This window comes from Streptomyces sp. NPDC016640, assembly GCF_043076215.1.
Classification (GTDB): domain Bacteria; phylum Actinomycetota; class Actinomycetes; order Streptomycetales; family Streptomycetaceae; genus Streptomyces.
The window spans coordinates 319,859-340,435 of the sequence record NZ_JBIBRG010000001.1 but is presented as its reverse complement, the minus strand read 5'-3'; the positions used below and the strand labels follow the sequence as shown (position 1 = coordinate 340,435).

Below are 20,577 nucleotides of genomic sequence, written 5' to 3'. Positions count from 1 at the left end.
TACGTCAGCTGGAGGGGTCGAAGCCGAGGGGCCGGCCGGTGCAGTAGGCGCCGACCGCCTCGTCGCAGGCCAGCAGGCTCGGCGGGTGGTGGTGGGCGGCGAGCGAGTCCAGGTGCAGCGCCGCGGCGTGCTGTCCGCGGGTGTACATCCGGCTGCCGATCACGGGGGTCAGCGTGGACACCACCCGGTCCCGGGTGTCGCTGAGCGAGGAGCGCAGCGCCATGGCGGTGGCCAGGGCCGGTTCGCCGCCGAGCGAGCCGTCGGTCCAGTCGCGGGCCAGCTGCCGGCAGGCGCCGCCCAGGGCGAGCAGGTCGCGCGCCGCCTGTCCGATCCGTACGGTGCGCGGGCCGTGCCGGCCGCTGGTGGTGACCGTCTTCACGGCCAGGTCCAGCAGGGAGGTCAGCACACCGTGGTAGGTGGCGCCGATCAGTACGGCGAACCACACGATGCCGGCGATGACGGTGTCGTCGACGGAGTCGGCGGGCGCGCGGTGGAACACCAGCCGGTCGTCGATCTCGACCTCGTCGAGGACCAGCTTCGCCGTGTCGGAGGCGTTCATGCCCAGGGAGGGCCAGTCGCCCTCCACCCGCAGTCCGGGGGAGGCGCTCGGGCACAGCGCGATGATGGTGTCGTCGGTGCCGGTGACCCGGGCGCTCAGGCACACCAGCGTCGCGGTGGAGGCCAGCGAGCAGGGGTACTTGGTGCCGGACACCACGTAACCGCGGCCCTCCCGGCGCGCGGTGGAGACGCTGCTGAGGAAGTTGGCGTTGCCGCCCGGCTCGGCGAACGCGGACGCCACCAGGGCGTTCTGCGTCGCGATGCCCTCCAGGAGCCAGGAGGTGGTGTCGCGGTGGCGCTCCCAGTAGTCGGTCATCAGGCCGACGGTCAGGGAGTGCATGTTGAGCGCGATCGCCGCGTGCGGATCGCGCCGGGCCAGGGCGCGCTGCGCGGCGGCGGTCCGCGCCAGGTCGGCGCCCGCGCCGCCGAACGCCTCCGGGATCGCCAGCGAGGCGAACCCGGAGGCGGCCACGGCGCGGATGCGCTCGGCCGGGGTGCCCTCCTCGGGGTCGTGCACCGGCCCCGGCCAGGCGTCCGGCGTGTGCCAGCCGGCGTCGAGCAGGGTGAGGTGCCGGTCGGTGTGCCGGTCGGTGTCGGTGATGGTCACGCTGTGCTCTCCTCGTGCCGGCCGGGTCCGGTGGGCGCCGCGTCCGGGCGCGGGTCGATCCACCAGCCCTCCGTGTGGTGCAGCCGGCCGCCCATGCGGTGCTTGAAGCGGGTGACCGGGGTGTCGGGACGGCTGTCGCCCATGTGGTAGTAGCGGCAGCCCTGCGCACAGGCCGCCTCGATGGCCAGGGCCTGGAGCAGGGTGGGGGCGCCGGTGGCCGCCGCGGGCGCCTTGTCCATGGCGCCGCGCCAGTACTTGGCGTGCCCGCCCTGGCGCATGGTGACGATCCCGGCGACGGCCCGGCCCTGGTGGTGGGCCAGCCAGATCTGGCAGGCGCCGCCGAGGTGGCGGGCGACGGCGGCGAACTTGCGCCGCGGGTCCTTGCGCCACATCCGCCAGCGGGCGCGCGGCCGGGACGTGCCCTCCTGGCCGGCCCAGCGGTCCACCGACATCCGGTAGAGCCGGTCGAACTCCTTCACCAGCCGCGGGTCGTTGCCCACCTCGACGCTGATCCCGGCCCGCTCGGCCTTGCGCACGTTGCGGCGGGTGTTGGAGGTGAAGCGCTCGCTCCAGACCGTGGCGTACCCGCCGGACAGGTCGGCGATCTGCGTGATGCGCGGGTAGCGGCGCACGTGGCCGGGGGCGGCCGCGCGCCACACCTCGTCCGTCAGCGGGCTGGGCCGCAGATAGGCGGCGGCGCCGGGCCGGCGGGCGAGGTCGGCGAAGACGGTGGCCGCCTCCTCGCGGGTGACGGGGCCGCCGGGGGCCACGGGCCCGCCGATGCCCCAGTCCAGCGGCCAGCCCAGTTCCTGGGCGCGGGCAGCGGTGGTCAGGCGGGAGCGCACCAGCGGCAGCACCAGGCGCCGTCCGTCCTCCCACTCGTAGAGCCGGCTGACGTCGCGGTAGGGCCGCACCGCGCACATCGCGTCCAGCCACCCGGGGGTCTGGGTGGCGAGCGCGTCGGGGTCCTGTGCGAGCGCCGCGTGCCAGAGGTCACGGGGGACGGGACTGGTCACGCGTACGGCCGTGAGCAGGGCGGCGGTCACGGCACGGCCAGCGCGGCGCGCACCGCGGCCAGATCGGCCGGGTCCACTCGACGGGCGACGAAGCCGGCCAGGCCACCGGGGACCCCGGCGAGGAAGTCCGCCATGGTGGCGGGCACCACACGCATCCGGGTCAGGTAGTCGTCGCGGGTGTGGCCGCGCTTGCTCCACTTGTCCTCGAACAGGTCGACCCGGGCCACCAGGTCCGCGGCGCTGGCGCCGTAGTCCTCGGCGATGTCCGCGGCGGGGCTGCCCACCGTGTCGAGCACGGCGGCGACCACCACGCCGGTGCGGTCCTTGCCGCAGTGGCAGCAGACCAGGAAGGGCTCGTGCGCCACCGAGGCCAGGGCGGCGAACAGGTCCGGCCAGCTCTCCGGCAGCGCGTCCGCGAGCATCCCGTGGTAGTACGCCACCACGTCGTCGGAGGTGGGGCGCGGCTTGTCGATCGGGGTGCTGGGATAGCCCGTCACGGGCGCGTTGATCCAGCGGATGCCCGCGTCGACGAGCGCCCCGGGCGCGCCGTACTTGTCGATCTCGCGCCGCGAGCGCAGGTCGACCAGCGCGCGGATGCCGTACCGGTCGCGCAGGGCCGTCGCGTCCCGCGCGGTGTACGTGGTCACGGCGCCGCAGCGGAACATCCGGTCCGCCGCCAGGCCGCGGGCGCGCACGGCGCGGAAGTTCACCCCGACGCGGTCGCCGCCGTTCATCGCACCCCCGCCGGGGTGGCGAGGGCGGCGGTGGCGTCCGCCCAGAAGCGGGGGAAGTCGGTGTTGACGTCCGGGCCGTAGCGCACGTGGGCGCACGGCAGCGCGGCGAGGTCGGCGAGGACGGAGGCGCGGGTGACGGTGTCGGCGACGGACGGGGGCAGCACGCCGAGGTAGTCGACGAAGTGGCGCAGGTTGCGGCCGGCGACGGGGGCCAGCTCGGGTGGTACGCCGTCGACCGGCTCCACCTGCCAGCCGCGGACGGTGGGGTCGGCGTGCGGCAGCAGGATGCCGCGCGGCCGGGAGTCCTGGTCGACCGTGGCACCGGTGACGGCGGTGAACTCGTCCAGGTCGCAGTAGACGCGTACACGGCCCTCACGGGTCCACGACGAGGCGCCCGGAGTGGGCAGCGGGCCCACCGGACCGTCGTAGCGGCGCAGCGAGGCCTGCTCGAAGCGGGCGCGGGCCGGGTGGCCGACCAGACTGCCGACGCTGATGCCGAGCCGGCGCGGCCAGCCGCTCACCCGGGGCGGGGCGGAGGCGTGGTCGCGCCACACCATCAGGGTGTCGTCGCTGACGAAGTCCCAGCCCGCCAGGGTGGTGGCCAGGAACGCCAGGGTGGACTTGCCGGAGTTGGTCTCCCCCAGCATGATCACCGACTCGCCGTGGCGGGCCACGGCGGAGCCGTGCAGCACCGGCACGCCGCCGTGGTGCAGCTGCGCCCCGACCAGGAAGGCCAGGTAGCGCACCAGGGCGCGGACGGTCTGCGGCCGCTCGTCGTACACCTCCAGGTGCACGTGCCCGGCCGGCCGCGAGGCGGTGACCAGCATCGGGCCGCTGTCCTCCTCCGCGTCGCGCAGCAGGACCATCCGGTCGTGGCCGTGGTCGAGCAGGACGAAGCGCGGCCCGTCCTCGTTCAGCCACAACTGCGGCGTACGGCGTACGGCCTCCAGGTCGGACTCGGAGACCGGCAGCCGTGCGGAGCGGGTGATGCGCACGGTGACGGCGCCCAGGGTGTGACCGGGCGTCAGGGTGAAGTAGGGCGCCAGCACGGCGGCGATCACGTCGTCGAGCCCGGGCACCTCGCTCTCCACGTTGATGCGGCCGAACCAGCACGACAGCGTGGCCTCGGCGCACACGGGAGGGGTTGTCACGGGGGCGGTCACGTGCCGGTCCCCCGGTCCGCTCGTGGCGTGGTGCCGTGGGTCATCGGCTCTCCTCTCGGGGACAGGGTCTCGGGACAGCGGCACGGGGGAAGGTCCGGGTCGCCGTCCGCGGCGGGTGCCCGCCGGTCGGGGGCGGACAGCTCCGCCAGCAGGGCCGCGGCGGCGCGCCGGGTGCGCACCACGCGGACGTCGGCCCCGGCCAGCAGCGGTGCCATGCGGCGCAGTTCGCGGCGGCGGAAGCCCAGCGCCTTGCGCAGCAGCGCGCGCACGCTGCGCACCGGCGGGTCGTCCGGGGCGAGCCCGTGCGGCAGGTAGTCGGTGCGCTCGCCGCGGCGCAGCCGGGCCGAACGGCCCACCAGGGCCGCGGCGCACAGCAGCGGATGGCGGTCGAAGAGGACCACCACGTCGGCCGCGGCCACCCGGACCGGCACGGTGTCGATGAAGTTCCCGTCGGCCGTCCACGTCCGCAGCCGGGTCAGCCGCGCGACCCTGGCCTCCCACTCGGCGGGGCCGGGACGCCGCCAGCCCCGGCCCCAGTAGAGGTCGTCGAGGTGGTACAGCGGGGGACCGCCCGCGGCGGCCAGCGCGTGACAGAAGGTCGTCTTGCCGCTTCCGGGACTGCCGAGCACGGCGATCCGGCTGACGGGCTCAGGCGTGCTGATCGGACACCTCCCGGATCAGCCGGGCGACCCGCCGCATGGTGGCGTCGTCGGCCAGCGAGACGCGGAAGGCGCCGCTCAGCCCGGTCAGCGAGGTCAGCGACCGGATACGGACGCCGCGTTCGGCCAGGCCCTCGGTGATGCGGTCGGGCAGCGCGGGGTCGCCGGTGACGAAGGTGGCGAAGTTGCCGCCCGGGGCCAGGAACGTCCAGTCGGGACGGCCGGCGAGCACGGCCGCGGCGAACTCCTCGCGTATGCGCGCCAGGTCGGCCCACACGGCGCGGTACTCGTCGAGCGCGTCGAGACCCTGGCCCAGCAGGGCCAGCGCCGGTCCGGAGACGGTGCTGTCGGGGCGGTACTTGAACAGCTCGGCGGCGATGCCGGGGTGGGAGAAGACCGCGGCCAGCCGGGCGCCGGCCAGCGCGTAGGCCTTGGAGCAGGAGCGCACCACGACCAGGTTCGGGTGGCGGCGCAGCAGGGGCACGTGGGTGGTGCCGGTGAAGGCGCCGTAGCACTCGTCGACGACGAGCAGGTGCCCGTGGCGCGCGGCGAGCACCGCCAGGCCGGCCACCTCGGTGGTGTCGAGCACGAGACCGGCGGGACTGACCGGGTTGGCCAGCGCGACCACGGCCGGGGAGGGCGCGTCGGCCAGGGCGCCGGCCAGCGCGTCGAGGTCCGTGCGCGGCGGCGTGCCGACGAGGACGGGCACACCGGTGACCGGCACCTCGCGCAGCCGGGCGTAGTACTCCCAGGCCTCGAAGGCGGGCCGGGCCACGACCAGTCCGCCGGCCGGGCGCGCGAACGCGTCGACGAGCAGTCCGATCGCGGCGTCCGAGCCCGCGGTCAGGGTGATGCCCTCGACGGGGGTGTCGTGGACCCGGGCGAGCGCGGCGAGCGTCTGGGCCTGGTACGGGTAGGAGCGGGTGTCCTCCACGCGCACGCGGGCCAGCGCCCGGTCCACGAGCCGGTCGGAGCCGGGGTGGCGCAGTTCGCAGCTCTTGAGGTTGAGCGCGTCGGTCCGCAGGCGGGGCCGGGGATCCACGGCCGCCGCGCCGGGTGCGGTGGCGAAGACGGGTACGGGTTCCGTGGCGGCCGTCACGACACCCCGCCCGACAGCCGCCTGGGTATGTTCTTGTAGACCGAGGTCAGCCGGTCGTCGCCGCCGAAGACGAAGTCGTAGATCTCGGTGGACTCCGCGCCGAGCGGGGCGGAGGTCAGCTGGCGGTTGAACCGGCTGATCTCCAGCGGGGTCATGGCCGGCGTCATCTCGTGCAGCGGGGTGTAGACCGTGGGACGGAAGCGGGCGCCGGTGTCGCGCAGCACCTCGCGGGTGCGGGCGGCCCCGGCGGCGGTGGTTCCGGGCAGCCCCACGATGACGAACGCGTTGAGTTCGATGCCCGCGGCCTCGCACCAGCGCGCCAGCTCGCGGAAGCGTTCCTCCTCGATCCGCTTGGCGCGCGGCAGCGTGCCCTGCCCGTCGGGTTCGAGGGTCTCCAGGCCCACGGAGATGCGGACGCAGCCCGCCTCGCCCATCAGGGCGACCAGTTCCTCGCTGAGGTGCGGAATGGTGGTGGCGCACTTCCACTGGGGCGAGACCGGGCCCTCGACGAAGCGCCGGCACAGCTCCTTGACCCAGCGGCGGTCCAGGGTGAACGTCGGCGCGTAGAAGGCGACGTACTCGAAGGGCGCCTTCTCGTAGGAACGGCGGATGTAGTCGATCGTCGCGTCCACGCTCAGCCGTCGCTCGCGCAGTCCGAAGATGACCGGGACCTCGCAGAAGTCGCAGTTGACGGGGCAGCCGCGGGCGGCGGGCACGACCAGTTCGCGGCGGAAGGGGATGCCGCAGAACTTGTGCGCGTCGTCGGCGTAGAGGCGGTCGTAGGAGTCGTAGGGGATCTCGTCGACCTCGGGCAGCACCCACTGATCGGCGGGCAGCGTGTCGCCGGGGCCGGTGGGCGGGTGCCAGCGCTCGCCCTCGCGCACGGTGACTCCGGGCAGGCCGGTGGTGACCGCCCCCTCGGCCAGGGCACGCGCGTAGTGGGCCACGCCGGTCTCGTAGTCGCCGGACTGCACCACGGCGTCGAGGGCGTAGCGGGCGAAGAAACCCGGGTTCATGCTGCTGAGCCGGCCGAAGGTGATCAGGCGGGCGCCGGGGCACAGCTCCTGGGCGTAGAGGACGAACCGTTCGAAGCCGTCGACGGCGTCGAAGTCGTTCATCATCGCGATCACGTCGTAGGTGCCCTGGTAGAGCAGGTCACCCATGGCCTTCCAGTTCAGGCCCGCCGCACTCGCGTCGCAGGTCTCCACCTCGTGCCCCTCGGCACGCAGGTGACCCGCCGTCATGTACAGCGGCGTGTGGTGGCCCGCGTTGAAGTAGCTGGGCACGTGCGGCGGCCAGACGACCAGGATCTTCGCCACGGATGAACTCCTCGGCTGGTGGGGGCACGACGATTCTGTGCCGTCGTGCGGGTGCGGGGAACGCGGTGTTTCTGTGGTTGGAACGCTGATTCGGCCAAGTTGGGGCGAGGACCGGCTCAGGTGCCGAGCAGGTCGTGCAACGGCGTGAAGTCCGGGGCCGCCGGGTCCACTTGCACGGTGTCCCAGCCCAGCTCCCGTGCGGGCGCGATGTCGTTGTGCGGGGTGTCGCCGACCATGACGCGCCGGGTGAAGTCCCCCGCGCCGACGGCCGCGAACGCCCGCGGGTCGGGCTTCTTGGGGCCGCCGTCGGCGGAGAACAGACAGGCGTCGAGGACGTCGGGCACCCCGAGTCCGGCCAGCAGCCGGCGCATCTGGTCCCCGGGCAGGTAGCAGGTACTGACCATGCGGACGGTGTGACCGGCGGCGGCCGTCCGGACCATCGCCTCCGCGGCCGGGGCGCACAGCCGGAAGCGGCCGTCGTCCGGTCCCATGACGTGCCACAGGGCCCGGTCCACGGCCGCCGCGTCCGCCGCGACGCCGTGCTCGTCCAGGACGCGTGCGAGCAGCTGCCGGGAAGCGGGCTGTTCGGCGGCCGGATCGGTCAGCGCGGTCCACAAGGTGCCGATCAGGTCGTCGAGCACGGCGGCCGCGGTGGCCGCGGGCAGCTCGAGGACGGCCGCCAGCCGGCGGGCCAGCTCCGGTGCCCCGGGCATGGGCGTCAGCTCGGTGACCACGGTGCCGAAGCAGTCGAAGACGACGAGGGCGGGCATGCGGGCCCCTCCGGAAGAGTGCGAACGGTGTGGTGGACGGTGCGCCGGTCAGGACCAGGAGACCTTGCGGTCCTCGAAGCGGAACCGGTTCAGGCCGGCGACGGTGAGCACGGCCGCGAGGGCGAGGAGCACCAGGCAGGGCAGGACGGCCCCGCCGAGGCCGTCCCCGTCGAGCACGGCTCCGGTGAAGCCGCGCATGGCCCAGTAGGTGGGTGTGACGTGGGCGAGGGCCTGTACCCAGCCGGGCAGCTGCTCGACCGGGGCCAGGGTGCCGCCGAGGCCCGCGAACAGCAGGGCGGCCACGTTGGAGAAGACGTTCAGCTGCATCACCGTGCGGCAGAGCGCGACCAGGACGAACCCGAAGGCGACCAGGCACAGGGCCAGGCACACGCCGACGGCGGCGATCGCCGCGTAGGAGCCGCGCACGCGCAGCCCGAACAGCAGTCCGCCGACGGAGAACAGCAGCGTCAGCTGCACGAGCAGCACCAGCAGCGGGACGACCGCCCGTCCGGCCAGCACCTCGAAGGGGCGGGCCGGACCGGTGCGCAGCCGGTCCCAGGTGCGCCAGCCGTGTTCGCGGAAGACGCCGTAGCCGATGTCGGCGGCCAGGAAGAACGAGAAGATCACCGCGACGCCCGGCACGGCGAGCTCCGCGCCGGTGAACGGGACGCCGTCGGGCGGGGTGCCGTAGCGGGTGCTGAGGCTGCTCAGGTACAGCGGGCGCACGAACGCCATGATGAGCAGGGGCATCACCGTCATGGTGACCAGCGGGGTCAGGTCGGCGCGGTGCAGTCGCAGGTCGTGCCGGACCAGCGCCGCGACGCGCAGGGCCGACTGCGGCAGGGACTCACGCATCGGCGGGGCTCCCCTCGTCGCGGTAGCGGCGGCCGGTCAGTTCGAGGAAGACCGTCTCCAGGTCGGGACGGACCACGCGCAGCCCGGACAGCGCGGAGGTGGGGCCGAGCAGCTCCAGCAGGCGGGCCGCCGCCTCGTGCGGCCGGTCGGCCAGCACCCGCAGGCCGTCCTCGGTGGGGCGGGTGGGCCAGGGCAGGTCGAGGTCCTCGGGGACGGGGCCGTGGAAGGTCAGCTCCAGCGCGCCGCGGGCGTACCGGTCCACCAGCGCCGACAGGGTGTCGTGGGCGATCATCCGGCCCCCGTCGAGGACGGCGACGTGGGCGTCGAGGGACTCCACCTCGGCCAGGTAGTGCGTGGAGTAGCACACGGCGACGCCGTCGGCGGCGAGAGCGCGCACCAGGTCCAGCAGGGCGGTACGGGTGCGGACGTCCACTCCGGCGGTGGGTTCGTCCAGCAGCAGGACGGCGGGCCGGTGCACCAGCGCCATGGCCACGTGCAGCCGGCGCTGCTGGCCGCCGGACAGCTCGCCCGCCCGCCGGTCCAGCAGCCCGGCCAGCGCGAGCGGCTCGGCGGTCCTGGCCGTACGGTCCCGGGCTGCGCCGCGGCGCAGCCCGGCCAGCTCCGCGCAGAACATCAGGTTCTGGCGGACCGTCAGGGTGGGGTAGACACCCAGGTCCTGCGGGGCGAAGCCCAGGGCGCGCCGGGCCGACCGGGGCGCGCCGGCCACATCGTGCCCGGCGATGGCGATGGTGCCCGCGTCGGGCCGCCGCAGGCCCGCCACCAGCGACATCAACGTGGACTTGCCCGCGCCGTTCTCGCCGAGGAGCGCGGTGATCCGGCCCGGCGGGACGCGCAGGTCGACCCCGCGCAGCGCGTGGACGTCGCCGTAGGACTTCGTGACGCCGGCGACGTCCAGCGCGAGGCCGCCGCGGCCGGCACCGGACTTCGGCCCGACGGCGGCGATCGGCGCGTCGTGGACGGACTCAGTCACCGGGCAGCGCCCAGTCGCCGGGGAGGACGCCCGGAAGGCCGAGCTTCTCCAGATGGGCGGCCCAGGTGCGGACCAGGCCGACGGCCTTGAACATCCCGGCACCGGAGCGCACGTACGGCAGGGGTTCGGGGTAGCCCAGCCGCTTCTCGGTCTCCGCCAGGTGGGCGCGCAGCTCCTCCAGCCAGGCCTCGTCGCCGTGCTCCAGGCCGCGCGCGGCCAGCGCGTCGCCCTCGGCGACCTCCTGCGGGTCCACCCCGGCGAAGGGGTCGAAGCTGGCCTGGCCCTGCGGCCAGCTCAACTCCCCGGCGGTGGCCAGGCCCCTGATGGACAGGGAGATCTGGATCAGCTCGTGCGCCATCAGCACGGCCGTCTCCGGCTGGCCGGCGGCCAGCGAGCCCTCGACGTCCTCCAGCGCGGCATGGCCCTCCAGGACGAGGCGGGCCGCGCCGTGGGCGCGGTAGCCGATGAGCCTGCGCACGTCGGGCAGGGCCGCGCCACTCACGGGGCCTCCTTCACGGCCGGGGCCACGCCCAGCCACAGCATGTCGTGGGCGAACAGGTCGCGGACCGCCGGGGGCGGGGCGTCGGCCGGCCCCGTCCACACCGCGCCGTCGCCCGGGGCGGCGGGGAGACCGGACAGCGGGGTCTGCACCGCGCGGATGCCCCAGCGGTCGACGACGGTGCCGGTGTCGACCGGCCAGGTGGACACGCCGGGCGCCCAGTGCACCGCCGCGTCCCAGCGGCCCGCCGCGCCGAGCAGTTCGTCGGCCCAGGACAGCGCGGTGTCGAGGGTGACGCGGCCGGCCAGCAGCGCGGTCACCTTGGCCAGCCCGTCACCGTCGTCCAGGACGCGCAGCTTCTCCGGCAGCCACTTGGCGTTGAAGTACCACTGTCCCGCCCCGGTGGCGCGGGCGTGCAGGGCGTGCAGGACGGCGTCGCGGGCGCGCAGCAGCGCCAGGGCGGGGTTGGCCGGCGCGAGCCAGCGGGCGGCGGTGCGCATCCGCACCGACTCGGCCACCCACCAGCGCTGCAGCACCCGGCCGAGCCACGGTCCGCGCAGACCGCGCTGCCAGGCGAGCCAGTCGTCGCCGCCCTTGAGCGGCAGGCCGAGTGCCATCCGGCTGGTGGTGTTCAGGGAACGGCGGTGGTGGTTCCAGCCCGCGTTGTCCACCCGGTCCACCGTGGGCCAGTCGGTGGCCGTCAACTCCTCGGCCGCGGCCTTCGCCGGTGCGGCGGCGCGCACGGTGACGTCGACGAGCGTGCCGAAACGGTGTGAGGTGATCGGCATGCGGGTGACGCGGTCGTTGTCGACCAGGACCAGCAGGTCGAGGTCGCTCTTGTGGGTGCCGAAGCCCGCCAGGACGGAGCCCGCGGCGACCGCGATCACCGGTTCGCCGTGGCCCTGGTCGGTCTCCTCGAGCAGATCGTCCAGGCCGAACGACCGGGCCGTCAGGAACGCTTCCAGCCGGGTGCGCAGGAGATCGTCCGAAGCGGACGCGGCCGAGGACGCGAAGGGTGCGATCGACAGGACGCCCTCCCTGGGTGGTTGCTCGCGCGGCGCCGGGCGGCGCCGCACCACCATCCTGAACTGCCTTTCCCTGAAACGTCGTTCGGTGTTCCACTGCTCGGAACACCTGGACCCGGCACCGGATGGGGCGTGCCTAGAGTCGGGACCACTCCGACCGTCTCCGGCCGGGAGTCGTTGAGGCAGCACCCACCACGAGGTCCGTACGCGGACCCCACGTGTTGCACCGACAGCGGCCCCGCCCGGCCTGCGCGAGACGCGTTCTCGCGTCGGGGGAACGAATGACCCCGGACGCCGGACGACGGGCGCTCGCCCCGGACCGAAGCGAGAGCGTGTGCGGGCCCGGCCCGGCCGGGCCCGCACCGCACGACCCCCTGGGAAGGAACCCGATGTCCGTCTGCGTACTCAAAGCGGTCCCCGAGGACTTCGCGGTGAGCGAGTGCCTGGGGACGGCCACCGATCCCGCAGGGGCCGCGGACCACCAGTACCTGCTGCTCACCAAACGCGGGTACACCACCCACCAGGCCGTCGCCGCGGTCGCCGCCCACCTGGGGGTGGAGCGCGAGGCCGTCGCCGCCGCCGGACTGAAGGACGAGGACGGGGTCACCGAACAGACGCTGTCGCTGCGCGGGACGGCCTCCCCCGAGCAGCTGGCCGCCTTCAACCGCGCGCACGCCGGCGCCGACTACATGCGGCTGACCGAGCGCGGGCACGGCGGTGCGCCGGTCGTCGTCGGTGAGCTGGACGGCAACTGCTTCCGCATCGTCGCCCGCGACCTGGACGCGGCCACCGCGGACGCTCTGCGCGCGGGTCCCGCGCAGCACAACATGTTCTTCGTCAACTACTACGACACCCAGCGCTTCGGTGTGCCCGGCGGCCCCAAGCAGACGCACCTGCTGGGCGGCGCGCTGATCGACGGCGACGACCGGGCCGCCTTCCGGCTGCTGCGGGAGTCGGGCTCGCCCGAGGGCGGGCAGGCACTGGCGCACGACGGGGACCCGGCGGAGTTCCTCGCCGCGCTCGACCCGCGCGTGCTCGCCTTCTACCGCTGCGCCCACGCCTCGGCCGAGTGGAACGAGCGGCTGACCGAGCTGGTCGCCGGCGGGGGCGGCGCGGACACGGTCGAGACCGACCGGGAGGGCCTGCGCTACGTCCTGCCGCGCACCCCCGCCGCCGCGCGTGAGGTGCTGCGCGCCGCGCCGGAGCTGGCCTGCGGCCGCTACCGGTGGACGGACGGCGAGATGCGCTACACCGAGTCCCCGCGCCCCACCGTGGTGCAGACGCGGGTGCGGGTGCTCGGCGTGCGCCCCGACGACCGGTTCCCGGACCGCTGGGCCTGCACCCTGTCGTTCTTCCTGCCCTCCGGCTGCTACGCCACCATGGCCGTCACCCAGTTCTTCCAGCAGCTGGAGACGGTGTGAGGCCGGCGGCCCAAGACGCCGTGGGAAGCGCCGCGGACACCCTGCGCGGAGTCCGCGAGCACATCTCGCCCAGTCTGGGCATGCTGTACGCGATCAACGGCAAGGACGCGGTGGAGGCCACCGGCGACGGGGCGCTCGTCAGCCTCTCCGACGGCCGGGACGCGGTGGACTTCGGAAGCTACGCCGTCACCCTGCTCGGCCACCGGCACCCGGCGGTCACCGCCGCGGTCGCCGCCGAACTGGGCCGCATGCCCACCTCCACCCGGGTCCTGGCCAACCCGGCCACCGCCGCGCTCGCCGACCGGCTGACCGGCTACCTCGACCCCGGCCGGCTGACCCGCGCCTGGTTCGGGCTCAACGGCTGCGACGCCGTGGAGGCCGCCCTGAAGCTGGCCCGCGCGCACACCGGCCGCGCCCGCGTCGTCGCCGTCGAGGGCGCCTACCACGGCAAGTCGCTGGGCGCGCTCGCCGCCACCTGGAGCGAGCGCTACCGCGCGCCGGTGCGCGGCCTGCTGGGCGGGGTCACTCACGTGCCGGTGGACGTCGGCGCGCTGGACGCGGCCTTCGCGGACGGCGACGTCGCCGCAGTGATCTTCGAACCGGTGCAGGGCGAGGGCGGTGTGCGCCCGCTGCCGCCGGAGTTCCTGGACGCCCTGGTCGCACGGGCCCGCGCGGCGGGCGCGTTCGTCGTCGCCGACGAGATCCAGACCGGCCTGCGCCGCTGCGGCGAGCGGTCGCTGGCGGTGACGGCGGGACTGCGCCCGGACGCGGTGCTGCTGGGCAAGGCGCTCGGCGGCGGCGTCCTGCCGCTGTCGGCGATGGTGGCCACCGAGGAGTTCCACCGTCCCCTGGCCCGCGACCCGTTCCTGCACACCACGACCTTCTCCGGACATCCGCTGTGCGCGGCGGCCGGCGCGGCCGCGCTCACAGCGGTCGAGGAGCATGCCGCGGACGGCGCCGACCTGGCCGGACGGGTCGAGCGGGGACTGGCCGAGCTGTGCGCCCGCCACCCGGGCCTGCTGCGCGGCGCGCGCGGACGCGGACTGCTGTGGGGCCTGGAGACGGTCTCGCCCGCCGCGGCCGGCGACCTGCTCATGGAGCTGGGGCAGCGCGGACTGCTGCTGTCGCCGTGCCTGGGCGAGCCCGAGGTGCTGCGGCTGCTTCCGCCACTGGTCACCACCCCCGCACAGCTCGACCGCGCATGGCAGGTCCTCGACGAGGCAGCTGCCATGATCACTGCCGATCCCGCCGTCAGCGGGACGGCGGGCTGAGCGGAGGACGACGATGAGCGAGCACGACGCACCCACCACCGGCCCCGACCGGGACGAGGACGACCTCGGCTACGAGCCGTTCGCACTCCAGTACGACCGGGGCAGCGCGGACAACCCCTACAACACCCTCCTGGAGCGGCCCGCGCTGCGGGAGCTGCTCGGACCGGTGCGCGGACTGCGCGTGCTGGAGGCCGGATGCGCGGGCGGCCGGCTCTCCGCGCAGCTGGCGGACGACGGCGCGCGGGTACTGGGCCTGGACGTCAGCCCCTCCCTGGTGGCGGCGGCCCGCGAACGGGCGGGGCAGAAGGCCGAGTTCCGCGTGCACGACCTGCGCGAGCCGCTGGACTTCCTGGAGACCGGTTCGGTCGACCGGGTGGTGTCGTCGCTGACGCTGCACTACGTGGCGGACTGGGTGCCGGTGCTGACCGAGTTCCGCCGGGTGCTGGCCCCCGGCGGCCGGGTGGTGATCTCCACCCACCACCCCTTCGACGACCTCGAACTGTCCGAGCTGGGCGACTACTTCGCCGTGGAGCAGCTGACCGACACCTGGAAGTCCTACGGCCCCCCGCCGATGGTGGTTCGCTTCTACCGCAGGCCGCTCGGGGACATGGTCGCCGCCGCGCACGCCGCCGGCCTCGCGGTGCGGGACCTGCGCGAACCGCGCGCGACCGAGGAGCACCGCGCCGCCTTCGGCGACAAGAAGTTCCCCGCGGTGGCCACCAGGCCGCGTTTCCTCCTGCTCGACCTGACACCGGATCCCGGAAGGTGACTCCTCCATGACATCAGCAACGTCGCAAGCGCGGCCCGCAGTGGCGGCGGTGATCGGCGGCACCCGGGGTCTGGGCCACCAGCTCGCGGTCCGCTGCCGGGACGCGGGCCTGCGCACCTTCGTCTACGGCCGGTCCGTGCACGACCTGCCGCCGGAGCGCTCGCGCGGGTTCGAACCGCGTGAACTGGACCTGTGCGACGCGGACTCCGTGGCCTCGGCGGACGTGTCGCTGCCCGGTCCGGCGTACGTGTTCTGGGTGGCCGGGGCCTTCCTGAAGAAGCCCCTGGCCAAGACCGAGGACGCGGAGATCGACGGGCTGACCGACCTGCTCCTGACCGGTCCGCTCAAGCTGCTGCGGCGCATGCTGGCGGCCGCCCCGTCGAGCGTGCGGCTGGTGACCATCGCCTCCTCCTCCGGCTGGAAGCGGCGGGAGAACGAGTCCCTGTACTGCGCGCTCAAGGCCGCGCAGGCCACCGCGACCAGGGGGCTGGTGCCGGAACTGGTGGAGGCGCACCCGGCGAACCAGGTGACCCTGATCCAGCCGGGCGGCCTCGCGGTGCCCGACTTCCACACGGGGCTGGAGATCGACTACGGCACGATGATGGACCCGGCCGAGGTCGCCGGGATCATCTGGGACCTCGCGCACTCCCAGCGGGAGTCCTTCCGCGAGGTGCAGATCCTCCGCTCGCGCGAACCCGGCCAGGAGGGCGTGCCGCAGGTCTCCTTCGGCCCGCGCCTTCCCGAGCCCCCGCTGTAGGCCCTGCCACCGGACTCCTGCCCTCCGGCCGGCGCACGCCGTTGTCCCCGGTGAAACGACCCGGCCGGCGTCCGCCCGTCGCACCACCCCATCGTCCGAGGAGGACAACGTGCTCGACTTCACCGCCGCCCGGGACACCAGGACCGAGCCCTACCACTGGTCGACCGTCACCGGTCTGCTGCCCGCCGACGCGCGTGCCGCGCTGCGGGAGTCGGTGCCCGCGCTGGAGCACTTCACCCGCTCCGAGCGCCGCACCGGCGGTGACAAGACGTACGGCATGCACGTGCTGCCCCTGGTGCACCGCGGCGAGGAGCAGCCCGCGCTGCGCAAGGCGGGCGAGGCGTGGGCCGGGTTCGCCGCGGCCGTCCAGTCGCCCGAGTACCGCCACTGGGTGCGCGAGACGGTGGGCGCGGACGTGTCGGACGGCGCCTTCGACGTGGGCGTGTTCGTCTTCGGCGAGGGCGACTGGGTGTCCTCGCACACCGACAAGGCCGACAAGAACGCCACCCACGTGCTCTACCTCAACGAGGAGTGGGGCACGGACGACGGCGGCGAGTTCCTGGTACGCGGCACGGCGGGCGACGACGCGCCGGTGCACGCGTCCATCGTCCCCGGCGGCGGCCGGTCGGTGCTGTTCGCGCGCTCGGAGAACTCCTGGCACGCGGTCGCCCCGGTGCGTCCGTCCGCGCCCGGCCTGCGGGTGACCGTGCAGGTGGAGATGTGGCGATGAGCGGTTCCACCCTCATGCGCAACCCCGCCGACACCGACGTGTGGACGGTGTGCGGCGGCTCCCCCGCGGCGGACGCCGGTCCCGTACGGGCGGACGGGTTCAAGCACCTGCTCGTGCCGAGCCTGGCCGCCGCCTGCCTGGCCGGCGCGCCGTGGGAGTTCACCAACGTCCCCGACATCGCCGACCGGCACGCGCTGGGCGGCATCGTCTCCGCGCTCGGCGGGCGGGTCGAGCACGACGGGGACCGGATGACGGTCGACCCGCGCGGGCTGACGGGCCACGAGATACCGGCCGCGCTGTCCCAGGGCGTGCACGGCGGCATGTACCTGCTGCCGACACTGCTGGCGGCGCGCGGCCGGGTGGTGTCGGGCACGCACGGCGGCTGCAGCATCGGCGACGGCGCGGGCGGCGCCCGGCCGACGGGCCACGTGGCACGCGTCCTGGAGGCGTTCGGCGCCACCTGCGAGGCCACCGCGGGCGGGTTCAGCGCCCGCGCGCCCCGCGGCGGACTGCGCGGCGCCACCCTGGACATGGCCGACTTCGCCGACGTCGAGCCCGCCACGGGAACGCTGACCGGCCCGTACTACTCCGGCGCCACGAAGACCGCCCTGCTGGCCGCGGCCACGGCCACCGGCACCACCGAGATACGCAACCCGTACCCCAAGCTCGACGTGTACGGCCTGGTGCGGGTGCTCGCCGAAGCCGGGGTGGCGGTGGAGACCGCCCCCGGCCGCATCGTGGTGGAGGGCGTCGGCGGGCCGCTGGGCGCGGCCCGTGTCACGGTGCCGTCCGACCTGATGGAGGTCGTCACCTTCGTCGCCCTCGCCGTGCACCTGCGCCGTCCGCTGGAACTGGCGCTGGACGGCGCCGAGGAGGTACGCGCCGGACTGGCCCCGGAACTGCGCTACCTGGACGCCATGGGCGTGCCCCTGGAGTGGGGTCCGTCGTCCCTGCGGATCGGCGAGCCCGCGCGGCTGCGCGCCACGGACGTCCTGGCCGCCTCCCACTTCGCCTACAGCGACGCGCAGCCGCTGTTCGCGCTGATGCTGCTGGGTGCCGACGGCCCGGCCACCCTCACCGATCTGGTCTGGCACGGCGGCCGCTTCGGTTACGCCGAGGGGCTGCGCGCCCTGGGCGCCCGGCTGGACCTGAGCGGCAACCGGCTCACGACCACGCCGAGCCGGCTGCGTCCGGCCGGTACGGACCTGGTGGCGGGCGACCTGCGGGCCGCGGCCACGCTGGTGCTGGCCGCCCTGGGCACCGGTGTCCCGCAGCGCCTCGTCGGCGTCGGCCACCTGCGCCGCGGATACCAGGACCTCGCCGCCAAGCTTACCTCGCTCGGCGCCACCATCACCCCCGAGGATGCCTCGTGACCACGACCGTCGACAACGCGCCCTTCGACTACGACGCGCTGGCCCGCACCGAGCCGGCCACCGATCCGTTCCGCTGGGCGCTGGTGCGCGGCATGCTGCCCGGCGCCGTCGGCACCCGGCTGGCCGAGGAGTTCCCCACCGAGGGCTTCACCCTCACCGAACGCGCCACGGGCACGGGCGGCAAGGGCTACAGCACCCGCAACCTCAAGCTCGTCGAGCGGTCCGAGCCCGTCCCCGCCGCCCTGGCGCTGCTGACGCCGCGCTGGCGGGCCGTGGTCGACGCGCTGCTGTCCCCGCAGTACCGGGCGGCGGTGGCCGCGCTGTCGGGGCGTGACCTGACCGGCTGCACCGTCGAGGCGCGCGCCGTCCGTTACGGGGCGGGCTCCTGGATCGACCCGCACACCGATCGCGCGGACAAGGCGGTGACCCAGACCTGGTACTTCAACTCCGGCTGGCTGCCGGAGTGGGGCGGTGCCCTGTGCATCCTGGCCGGGCCGAACGGGGACGAGGCGGTGCGGCAGGTGCGGCCGGACCTGGGGGAGTCCGTGGTGCTGGTGCCCTCCGACGCGTCGTGGCACTCGGTGACGGCCGTGACCGACGAGGCGCGTCAGGAACGGCAGACCCTGCTGGTGCACTTCGTCCGTCCGGAGGCCGCCGGATGAGCGGGGGAGGGCAGACCGCGGCACAGGGCGAGTACCACCGGGAGCTGTTCCCCGCCTGGCACGACTGGGAGACCACGGTCGGCAGGATCGCCGACTTCACCGGTCAGACGGGCCCGTCGGGGCTGCTGGGTCTCGACCAGATGGGCCACTTCGGCCCGCACGGCTGCGACCGCGTGGCGGAGGCGGTGGCCGCGCACCGGCCCGCCGGCCCGGCCGGGCAGCCCCTGCGGCTGGTCGAGCTCGGCAGCGGCTTCGGCGGTGCCCTGCGCTACCTCGTGGACGCCCTGACCGCGCGCGGCGTCGTCGTCGGCGAGGCGGTCGGAGTGGACCTGGTCCCGGAGCACTGTGAGGTCAGCGCGCGCATCACCGCTTCGCAGGGCCGCTCCAACGTCACCGAGGTGTGCGCGTCCGCCGCCGCGGTGCCACTGCCCGACGGGGAGGTGGACGCGGTGGTGGTCACCGGCTCCATGCCGCACTTCCCCGACCCCGCGGCGGTCCTGCGCGAGGCCGCGCGGCTGCTCGCGGAGGGGGGCGTGCTGGTGGTCACCGAGGAGGTGAGCCTGTGCGCCACCGGAGAAGCACCGGCTCCTGCCTTCCGGCGCTTCCATCCCGAGGGCGTGTTCTTCCTGACGGACATCGACGAGCGGCGCACCCAGTTCACGGCGGCGGGCCTGGACCTCGTGGCCGACGTGGACGTCTCCGCGTGGGCCGCTCAGCTGGTGGCCGAGCGGCTGCGCGCCCTGCGGCTGTTCCGCGGGAGCGTGGATTCCATCCTCGGTGCCGACTCGGCGGACCGGGTGGGCGGCACCCTCGACTCCGCGCTGGCGGAGTACCGGGCCGAGCGCCTGCTGCCCCGGCTGTTCGTCGCCCGGAAGGCCTGAGACAGGGGCGGGGCGGCACCGGCCGGGGCGCGCCCGTGCCGCTCAGCACGGTGGCTGTTCCCACGGTTCCTGCAACTGGCGCGAGATGGTGCGGGCCGCCCCCTGGGCGTGCCGGGCGGCGGTCTCGGGGCGCAGATGCGTCATGATGCCGACCACGGTGAGGGCGGCCACCGGTGTTCCGGCCCCGCCCAGGACCGGGGTGGAGACGGCGACCAGTCCGCGCGCGCCGGGCACCGTGGTGTACTGCTGGCAGTCGGCCCTCTTGGCGGGGGCGGGGGAGGAGAGCGCCTGGCGTGCCGCCGAGGCGCACACCGTGGGGTGGTCGGTGCGGCGCATGGTCGGGAGGAACGGGCTGTGCACGGCGTCCAGGTGGACGACGTTCGGACCGTCCGCGAAGGAGAGGTAGGTGCTGCCGCCGATGGCCTCGTTCAGCCGCTGGAGACAGGGGAGCGCCGTCCGCCGCAGCAACTGGTGCTGCGGCGCCCGGGAGCCGAGCAGGAACAGCATGTGCCCCAGCCTCAGCCCTCGCCGGCCGCGTTCCAGGAAGCCCTGGTCGACCAGTTCTTTTATCAGCCGGTGCACGGTGGGTTTCGGTAGTCCGGTCCGCCGGGCGAGTTCGGACAGCTGGACCTCGTTGTCCTGAGGCCGGAACGCGTTCAGAAGCGTTAAGCCCCGGGTTAACTTGGACCGTTGCCCCTCTTCCGCCTGTGGTTTCTCGGTGGAGCGGCCGACCGGCGACGAAGATGTCACGTATACCTTCAAATTGTCTGATTACTGGGAGATAACGAGTGACGGGATCGTAGTCGAGTCTTTCTAGTCAGATGACCAGCTCATCGGGTGGTGCCCGGAACCGTCGTCGCGGCACTCACGCCCTGCGCCGCACTGGACGCCGACCGGCTTGCAGGTGCCCCGGCTGCTCGCCGCCGTTCACGGCAGGCCGCCGTGGCGCCTGACCGCTTTCCTCGCTGGTACCACGAGTGCGGCCTGCTGCGATCGGCCGGCACCTTATACCACGTACGCCACGGAGAATTACTGGAATGCCGGTGAAAAGGGTGCCCGGCCGCGCGTCCGGATCCGGAACGGTGGAACGTCCGGCGTAACTCCCGTTCATGAAAGACGCATTAGGCGCATCAACGGCCGGCGGTCACGTGTGCACCGCGTGAGTGGTTCCGGTGGTCGGCCCGGCGCCGGTCGGGCCGGGAGTCACCTCTCCCGGTCCTGCGGTCCCGCACCGCCTGGGCGCCCCTCCCGGCGGGCGGTGTGCCCGGTCGGCCGTCGGCGTGTCGGCCGGGGTGCGGCCCGCGCGTTCGTGCGGGCCCTCTTGTGCAATTCCTGTGGAACCCTCAATCTTTCGGCTGACGCACCTGCTCGGCCAACTGATTGACATGATCCCGTCACTCGGTGGTCGTTCCGCCACA

21 protein-coding genes are annotated in these 20,577 nt (G+C 74.4%); 8 read left to right on the top strand and 13 right to left on the bottom strand.

The features are described from left to right. Positions 1 to 4 precede the first annotated feature (4 nt). From ACF07S_RS01570 to ACF07S_RS01515, 12 genes are all read right to left on the bottom strand, one after another. Positions 5 to 1,165 carry an acyl-CoA dehydrogenase family protein gene (locus tag ACF07S_RS01570; protein ID WP_391973170.1) on the bottom strand — a complete coding sequence of 387 codons (1,161 nt, stop codon included), beginning with the start codon at positions 1,163 to 1,165 and terminating at the stop codon, positions 5 to 7. Further along, positions 1,162 to 2,181: a GNAT family N-acetyltransferase gene (locus ACF07S_RS01565; protein WP_391961509.1), complete on the bottom strand. Its 1,020-nt coding sequence runs from the start codon at positions 2,179 to 2,181 to the stop codon at positions 1,162 to 1,164. The genes ACF07S_RS01570 and ACF07S_RS01565 overlap by 4 nt, the downstream gene beginning before the upstream one ends. Before the next feature lie 26 nt (positions 2,182 to 2,207). Further along, complete coding sequence (locus tag ACF07S_RS01560) at positions 2,208 to 2,915, bottom strand: tyrosine-protein phosphatase (RefSeq protein WP_391961508.1); 708 nt, start codon at positions 2,913 to 2,915, stop codon at positions 2,208 to 2,210. Then, complete coding sequence (locus tag ACF07S_RS01555) at positions 2,912 to 4,066, bottom strand: hypothetical protein (protein ID WP_391973169.1); 1,155 nt, start codon at positions 4,064 to 4,066, stop codon at positions 2,912 to 2,914. Before ACF07S_RS01555 ends, ACF07S_RS01560 begins: the two co-directional genes overlap by 4 nt. 8 nt (positions 4,067 to 4,074) lie before the next feature. Next, positions 4,075 to 4,707, bottom strand: a complete 633-nt coding sequence (locus tag ACF07S_RS01550) for a hypothetical protein (RefSeq protein ID WP_391961506.1) — start codon at positions 4,705 to 4,707, stop codon at positions 4,075 to 4,077. A 19-nt stretch (positions 4,708 to 4,726) separates the two neighbouring features. Next, positions 4,727 to 5,836, bottom strand: a complete 1,110-nt coding sequence (locus ACF07S_RS01545) for an aminotransferase class I/II-fold pyridoxal phosphate-dependent enzyme (protein WP_391973168.1) — start codon at positions 5,834 to 5,836, stop codon at positions 4,727 to 4,729. Next, the gene (locus tag ACF07S_RS01540; protein ID WP_391961504.1) at positions 5,833 to 7,155 is read right to left on the bottom strand and encodes a B12-binding domain-containing radical SAM protein; all 1,323 of its coding nucleotides are present in this window, start codon (positions 7,153 to 7,155) and stop codon (positions 5,833 to 5,835) included. The genes ACF07S_RS01545 and ACF07S_RS01540 overlap by 4 nt, the downstream gene beginning before the upstream one ends. A gap of 116 nt (positions 7,156 to 7,271) precedes the next feature. Continuing rightward, positions 7,272 to 7,925: an HAD family hydrolase gene (locus ACF07S_RS01535; protein WP_391961503.1), complete on the bottom strand. Its 654-nt coding sequence runs from the start codon at positions 7,923 to 7,925 to the stop codon at positions 7,272 to 7,274. 48 nt (positions 7,926 to 7,973) lie between these two features. After that, on the bottom strand, positions 7,974 to 8,780 hold the full coding sequence (locus ACF07S_RS01530) for an ABC transporter permease (protein ID WP_391961502.1): 807 nt from the start codon (positions 8,778 to 8,780) through the stop codon (positions 7,974 to 7,976). Next, entirely contained in the window at positions 8,773 to 9,771 is a 999-nt protein-coding gene (locus tag ACF07S_RS01525) for an ABC transporter ATP-binding protein (RefSeq protein WP_391973167.1), read from the bottom strand. The genes ACF07S_RS01530 and ACF07S_RS01525 overlap by 8 nt, the downstream gene beginning before the upstream one ends. After that, entirely contained in the window at positions 9,764 to 10,273 is a 510-nt protein-coding gene (locus ACF07S_RS01520) for a hypothetical protein (protein ID WP_391961500.1), read from the bottom strand. Before ACF07S_RS01520 ends, ACF07S_RS01525 begins: the two co-directional genes overlap by 8 nt. Next, positions 10,270 to 11,352 carry a hypothetical protein gene (locus ACF07S_RS01515; protein ID WP_391961499.1) on the bottom strand — a complete coding sequence of 361 codons (1,083 nt, stop codon included), beginning with the start codon at positions 11,350 to 11,352 and terminating at the stop codon, positions 10,270 to 10,272. Before ACF07S_RS01515 ends, ACF07S_RS01520 begins: the two co-directional genes overlap by 4 nt. 332 nt (positions 11,353 to 11,684) lie before the next feature. Between ACF07S_RS01515 and truD the strand changes: the two genes are divergently transcribed. The 8 genes from truD to ACF07S_RS01475 all read left to right on the top strand — a co-directional run bounded on the left by truD (position 11,685) and on the right by ACF07S_RS01475 (position 19,159). Further along, positions 11,685 to 12,716, top strand: coding sequence for a tRNA pseudouridine(13) synthase TruD (gene truD / locus ACF07S_RS01510; RefSeq protein WP_391961498.1), 1,032 nt, complete (start codon positions 11,685 to 11,687; stop codon positions 12,714 to 12,716). A gap of 20 nt (positions 12,717 to 12,736) precedes the next feature. Next, a complete protein-coding gene (locus tag ACF07S_RS01505) occupies positions 12,737 to 13,987 on the top strand; it encodes an aspartate aminotransferase family protein (protein WP_391961497.1) in 1,251 nt (416 codons plus the stop codon). 13 nt (positions 13,988 to 14,000) lie between these two features. Then, entirely contained in the window at positions 14,001 to 14,756 is a 756-nt protein-coding gene (locus ACF07S_RS01500) for a class I SAM-dependent methyltransferase (protein WP_391961496.1), read from the top strand. A 7-nt stretch (positions 14,757 to 14,763) separates the two neighbouring features. Continuing rightward, the gene (locus ACF07S_RS01495; RefSeq protein ID WP_391961495.1) at positions 14,764 to 15,513 is read left to right on the top strand and encodes an SDR family NAD(P)-dependent oxidoreductase; all 750 of its coding nucleotides are present in this window, start codon (positions 14,764 to 14,766) and stop codon (positions 15,511 to 15,513) included. Positions 15,514 to 15,622: 109 nt separating this feature from the next. Then, the gene (locus ACF07S_RS01490; RefSeq protein ID WP_391973166.1) at positions 15,623 to 16,243 is read left to right on the top strand and encodes a 2OG-Fe(II) oxygenase; all 621 of its coding nucleotides are present in this window, start codon (positions 15,623 to 15,625) and stop codon (positions 16,241 to 16,243) included. Further along, positions 16,240 to 17,616, top strand: coding sequence for a hypothetical protein (locus ACF07S_RS01485; RefSeq protein WP_391961493.1), 1,377 nt, complete (start codon positions 16,240 to 16,242; stop codon positions 17,614 to 17,616). The genes ACF07S_RS01490 and ACF07S_RS01485 overlap by 4 nt, the downstream gene beginning before the upstream one ends. Then, positions 17,613 to 18,278: a 2OG-Fe(II) oxygenase gene (locus ACF07S_RS01480; protein ID WP_391961492.1), complete on the top strand. Its 666-nt coding sequence runs from the start codon at positions 17,613 to 17,615 to the stop codon at positions 18,276 to 18,278. The genes ACF07S_RS01485 and ACF07S_RS01480 overlap by 4 nt, the downstream gene beginning before the upstream one ends. After that, entirely contained in the window at positions 18,275 to 19,159 is an 885-nt protein-coding gene (locus ACF07S_RS01475; RefSeq protein ID WP_391973165.1) for a class I SAM-dependent methyltransferase, read from the top strand. The genes ACF07S_RS01480 and ACF07S_RS01475 overlap by 4 nt, the downstream gene beginning before the upstream one ends. A gap of 42 nt (positions 19,160 to 19,201) precedes the next feature. Here the strand turns inward: ACF07S_RS01475 and ACF07S_RS01470 are convergent, their stop codons facing one another. After that, a complete protein-coding gene (locus tag ACF07S_RS01470) occupies positions 19,202 to 19,909 on the bottom strand; it encodes an IclR family transcriptional regulator (protein WP_391973164.1) in 708 nt (235 codons plus the stop codon). Positions 19,910 to 20,577: the final 668 nt, after the last annotated feature.

Coding starts and splice junctions, on each gene's coding strand:
- ACF07S_RS01560 (WP_391961508.1), bottom strand. CDS start 2,915: ATGAACGGCGGCGACCGCGTCGGGGTGAACTTCCGCGCCGTGCGCGCC.
- ACF07S_RS01535 (WP_391961503.1), bottom strand. CDS start 7,925: ATGCCCGCCCTCGTCGTCTTCGACTGCTTCGGCACCGTGGTCACCGAG.
- ACF07S_RS01530 (WP_391961502.1), bottom strand. CDS start 8,780: ATGCGTGAGTCCCTGCCGCAGTCGGCCCTGCGCGTCGCGGCGCTGGTC.
- ACF07S_RS01515 (WP_391961499.1), bottom strand. CDS start 11,352: ATGGTGGTGCGGCGCCGCCCGGCGCCGCGCGAGCAACCACCCAGGGAG.
- truD (WP_391961498.1), top strand. CDS start 11,685: ATGTCCGTCTGCGTACTCAAAGCGGTCCCCGAGGACTTCGCGGTGAGC.
- ACF07S_RS01500 (WP_391961496.1), top strand. CDS start 14,001: ATGAGCGAGCACGACGCACCCACCACCGGCCCCGACCGGGACGAGGAC.
- ACF07S_RS01495 (WP_391961495.1), top strand. CDS start 14,764: ATGACATCAGCAACGTCGCAAGCGCGGCCCGCAGTGGCGGCGGTGATC.
- ACF07S_RS01485 (WP_391961493.1), top strand. CDS start 16,240: ATGAGCGGTTCCACCCTCATGCGCAACCCCGCCGACACCGACGTGTGG.
- ACF07S_RS01475 (WP_391973165.1), top strand. CDS start 18,275: ATGAGCGGGGGAGGGCAGACCGCGGCACAGGGCGAGTACCACCGGGAG.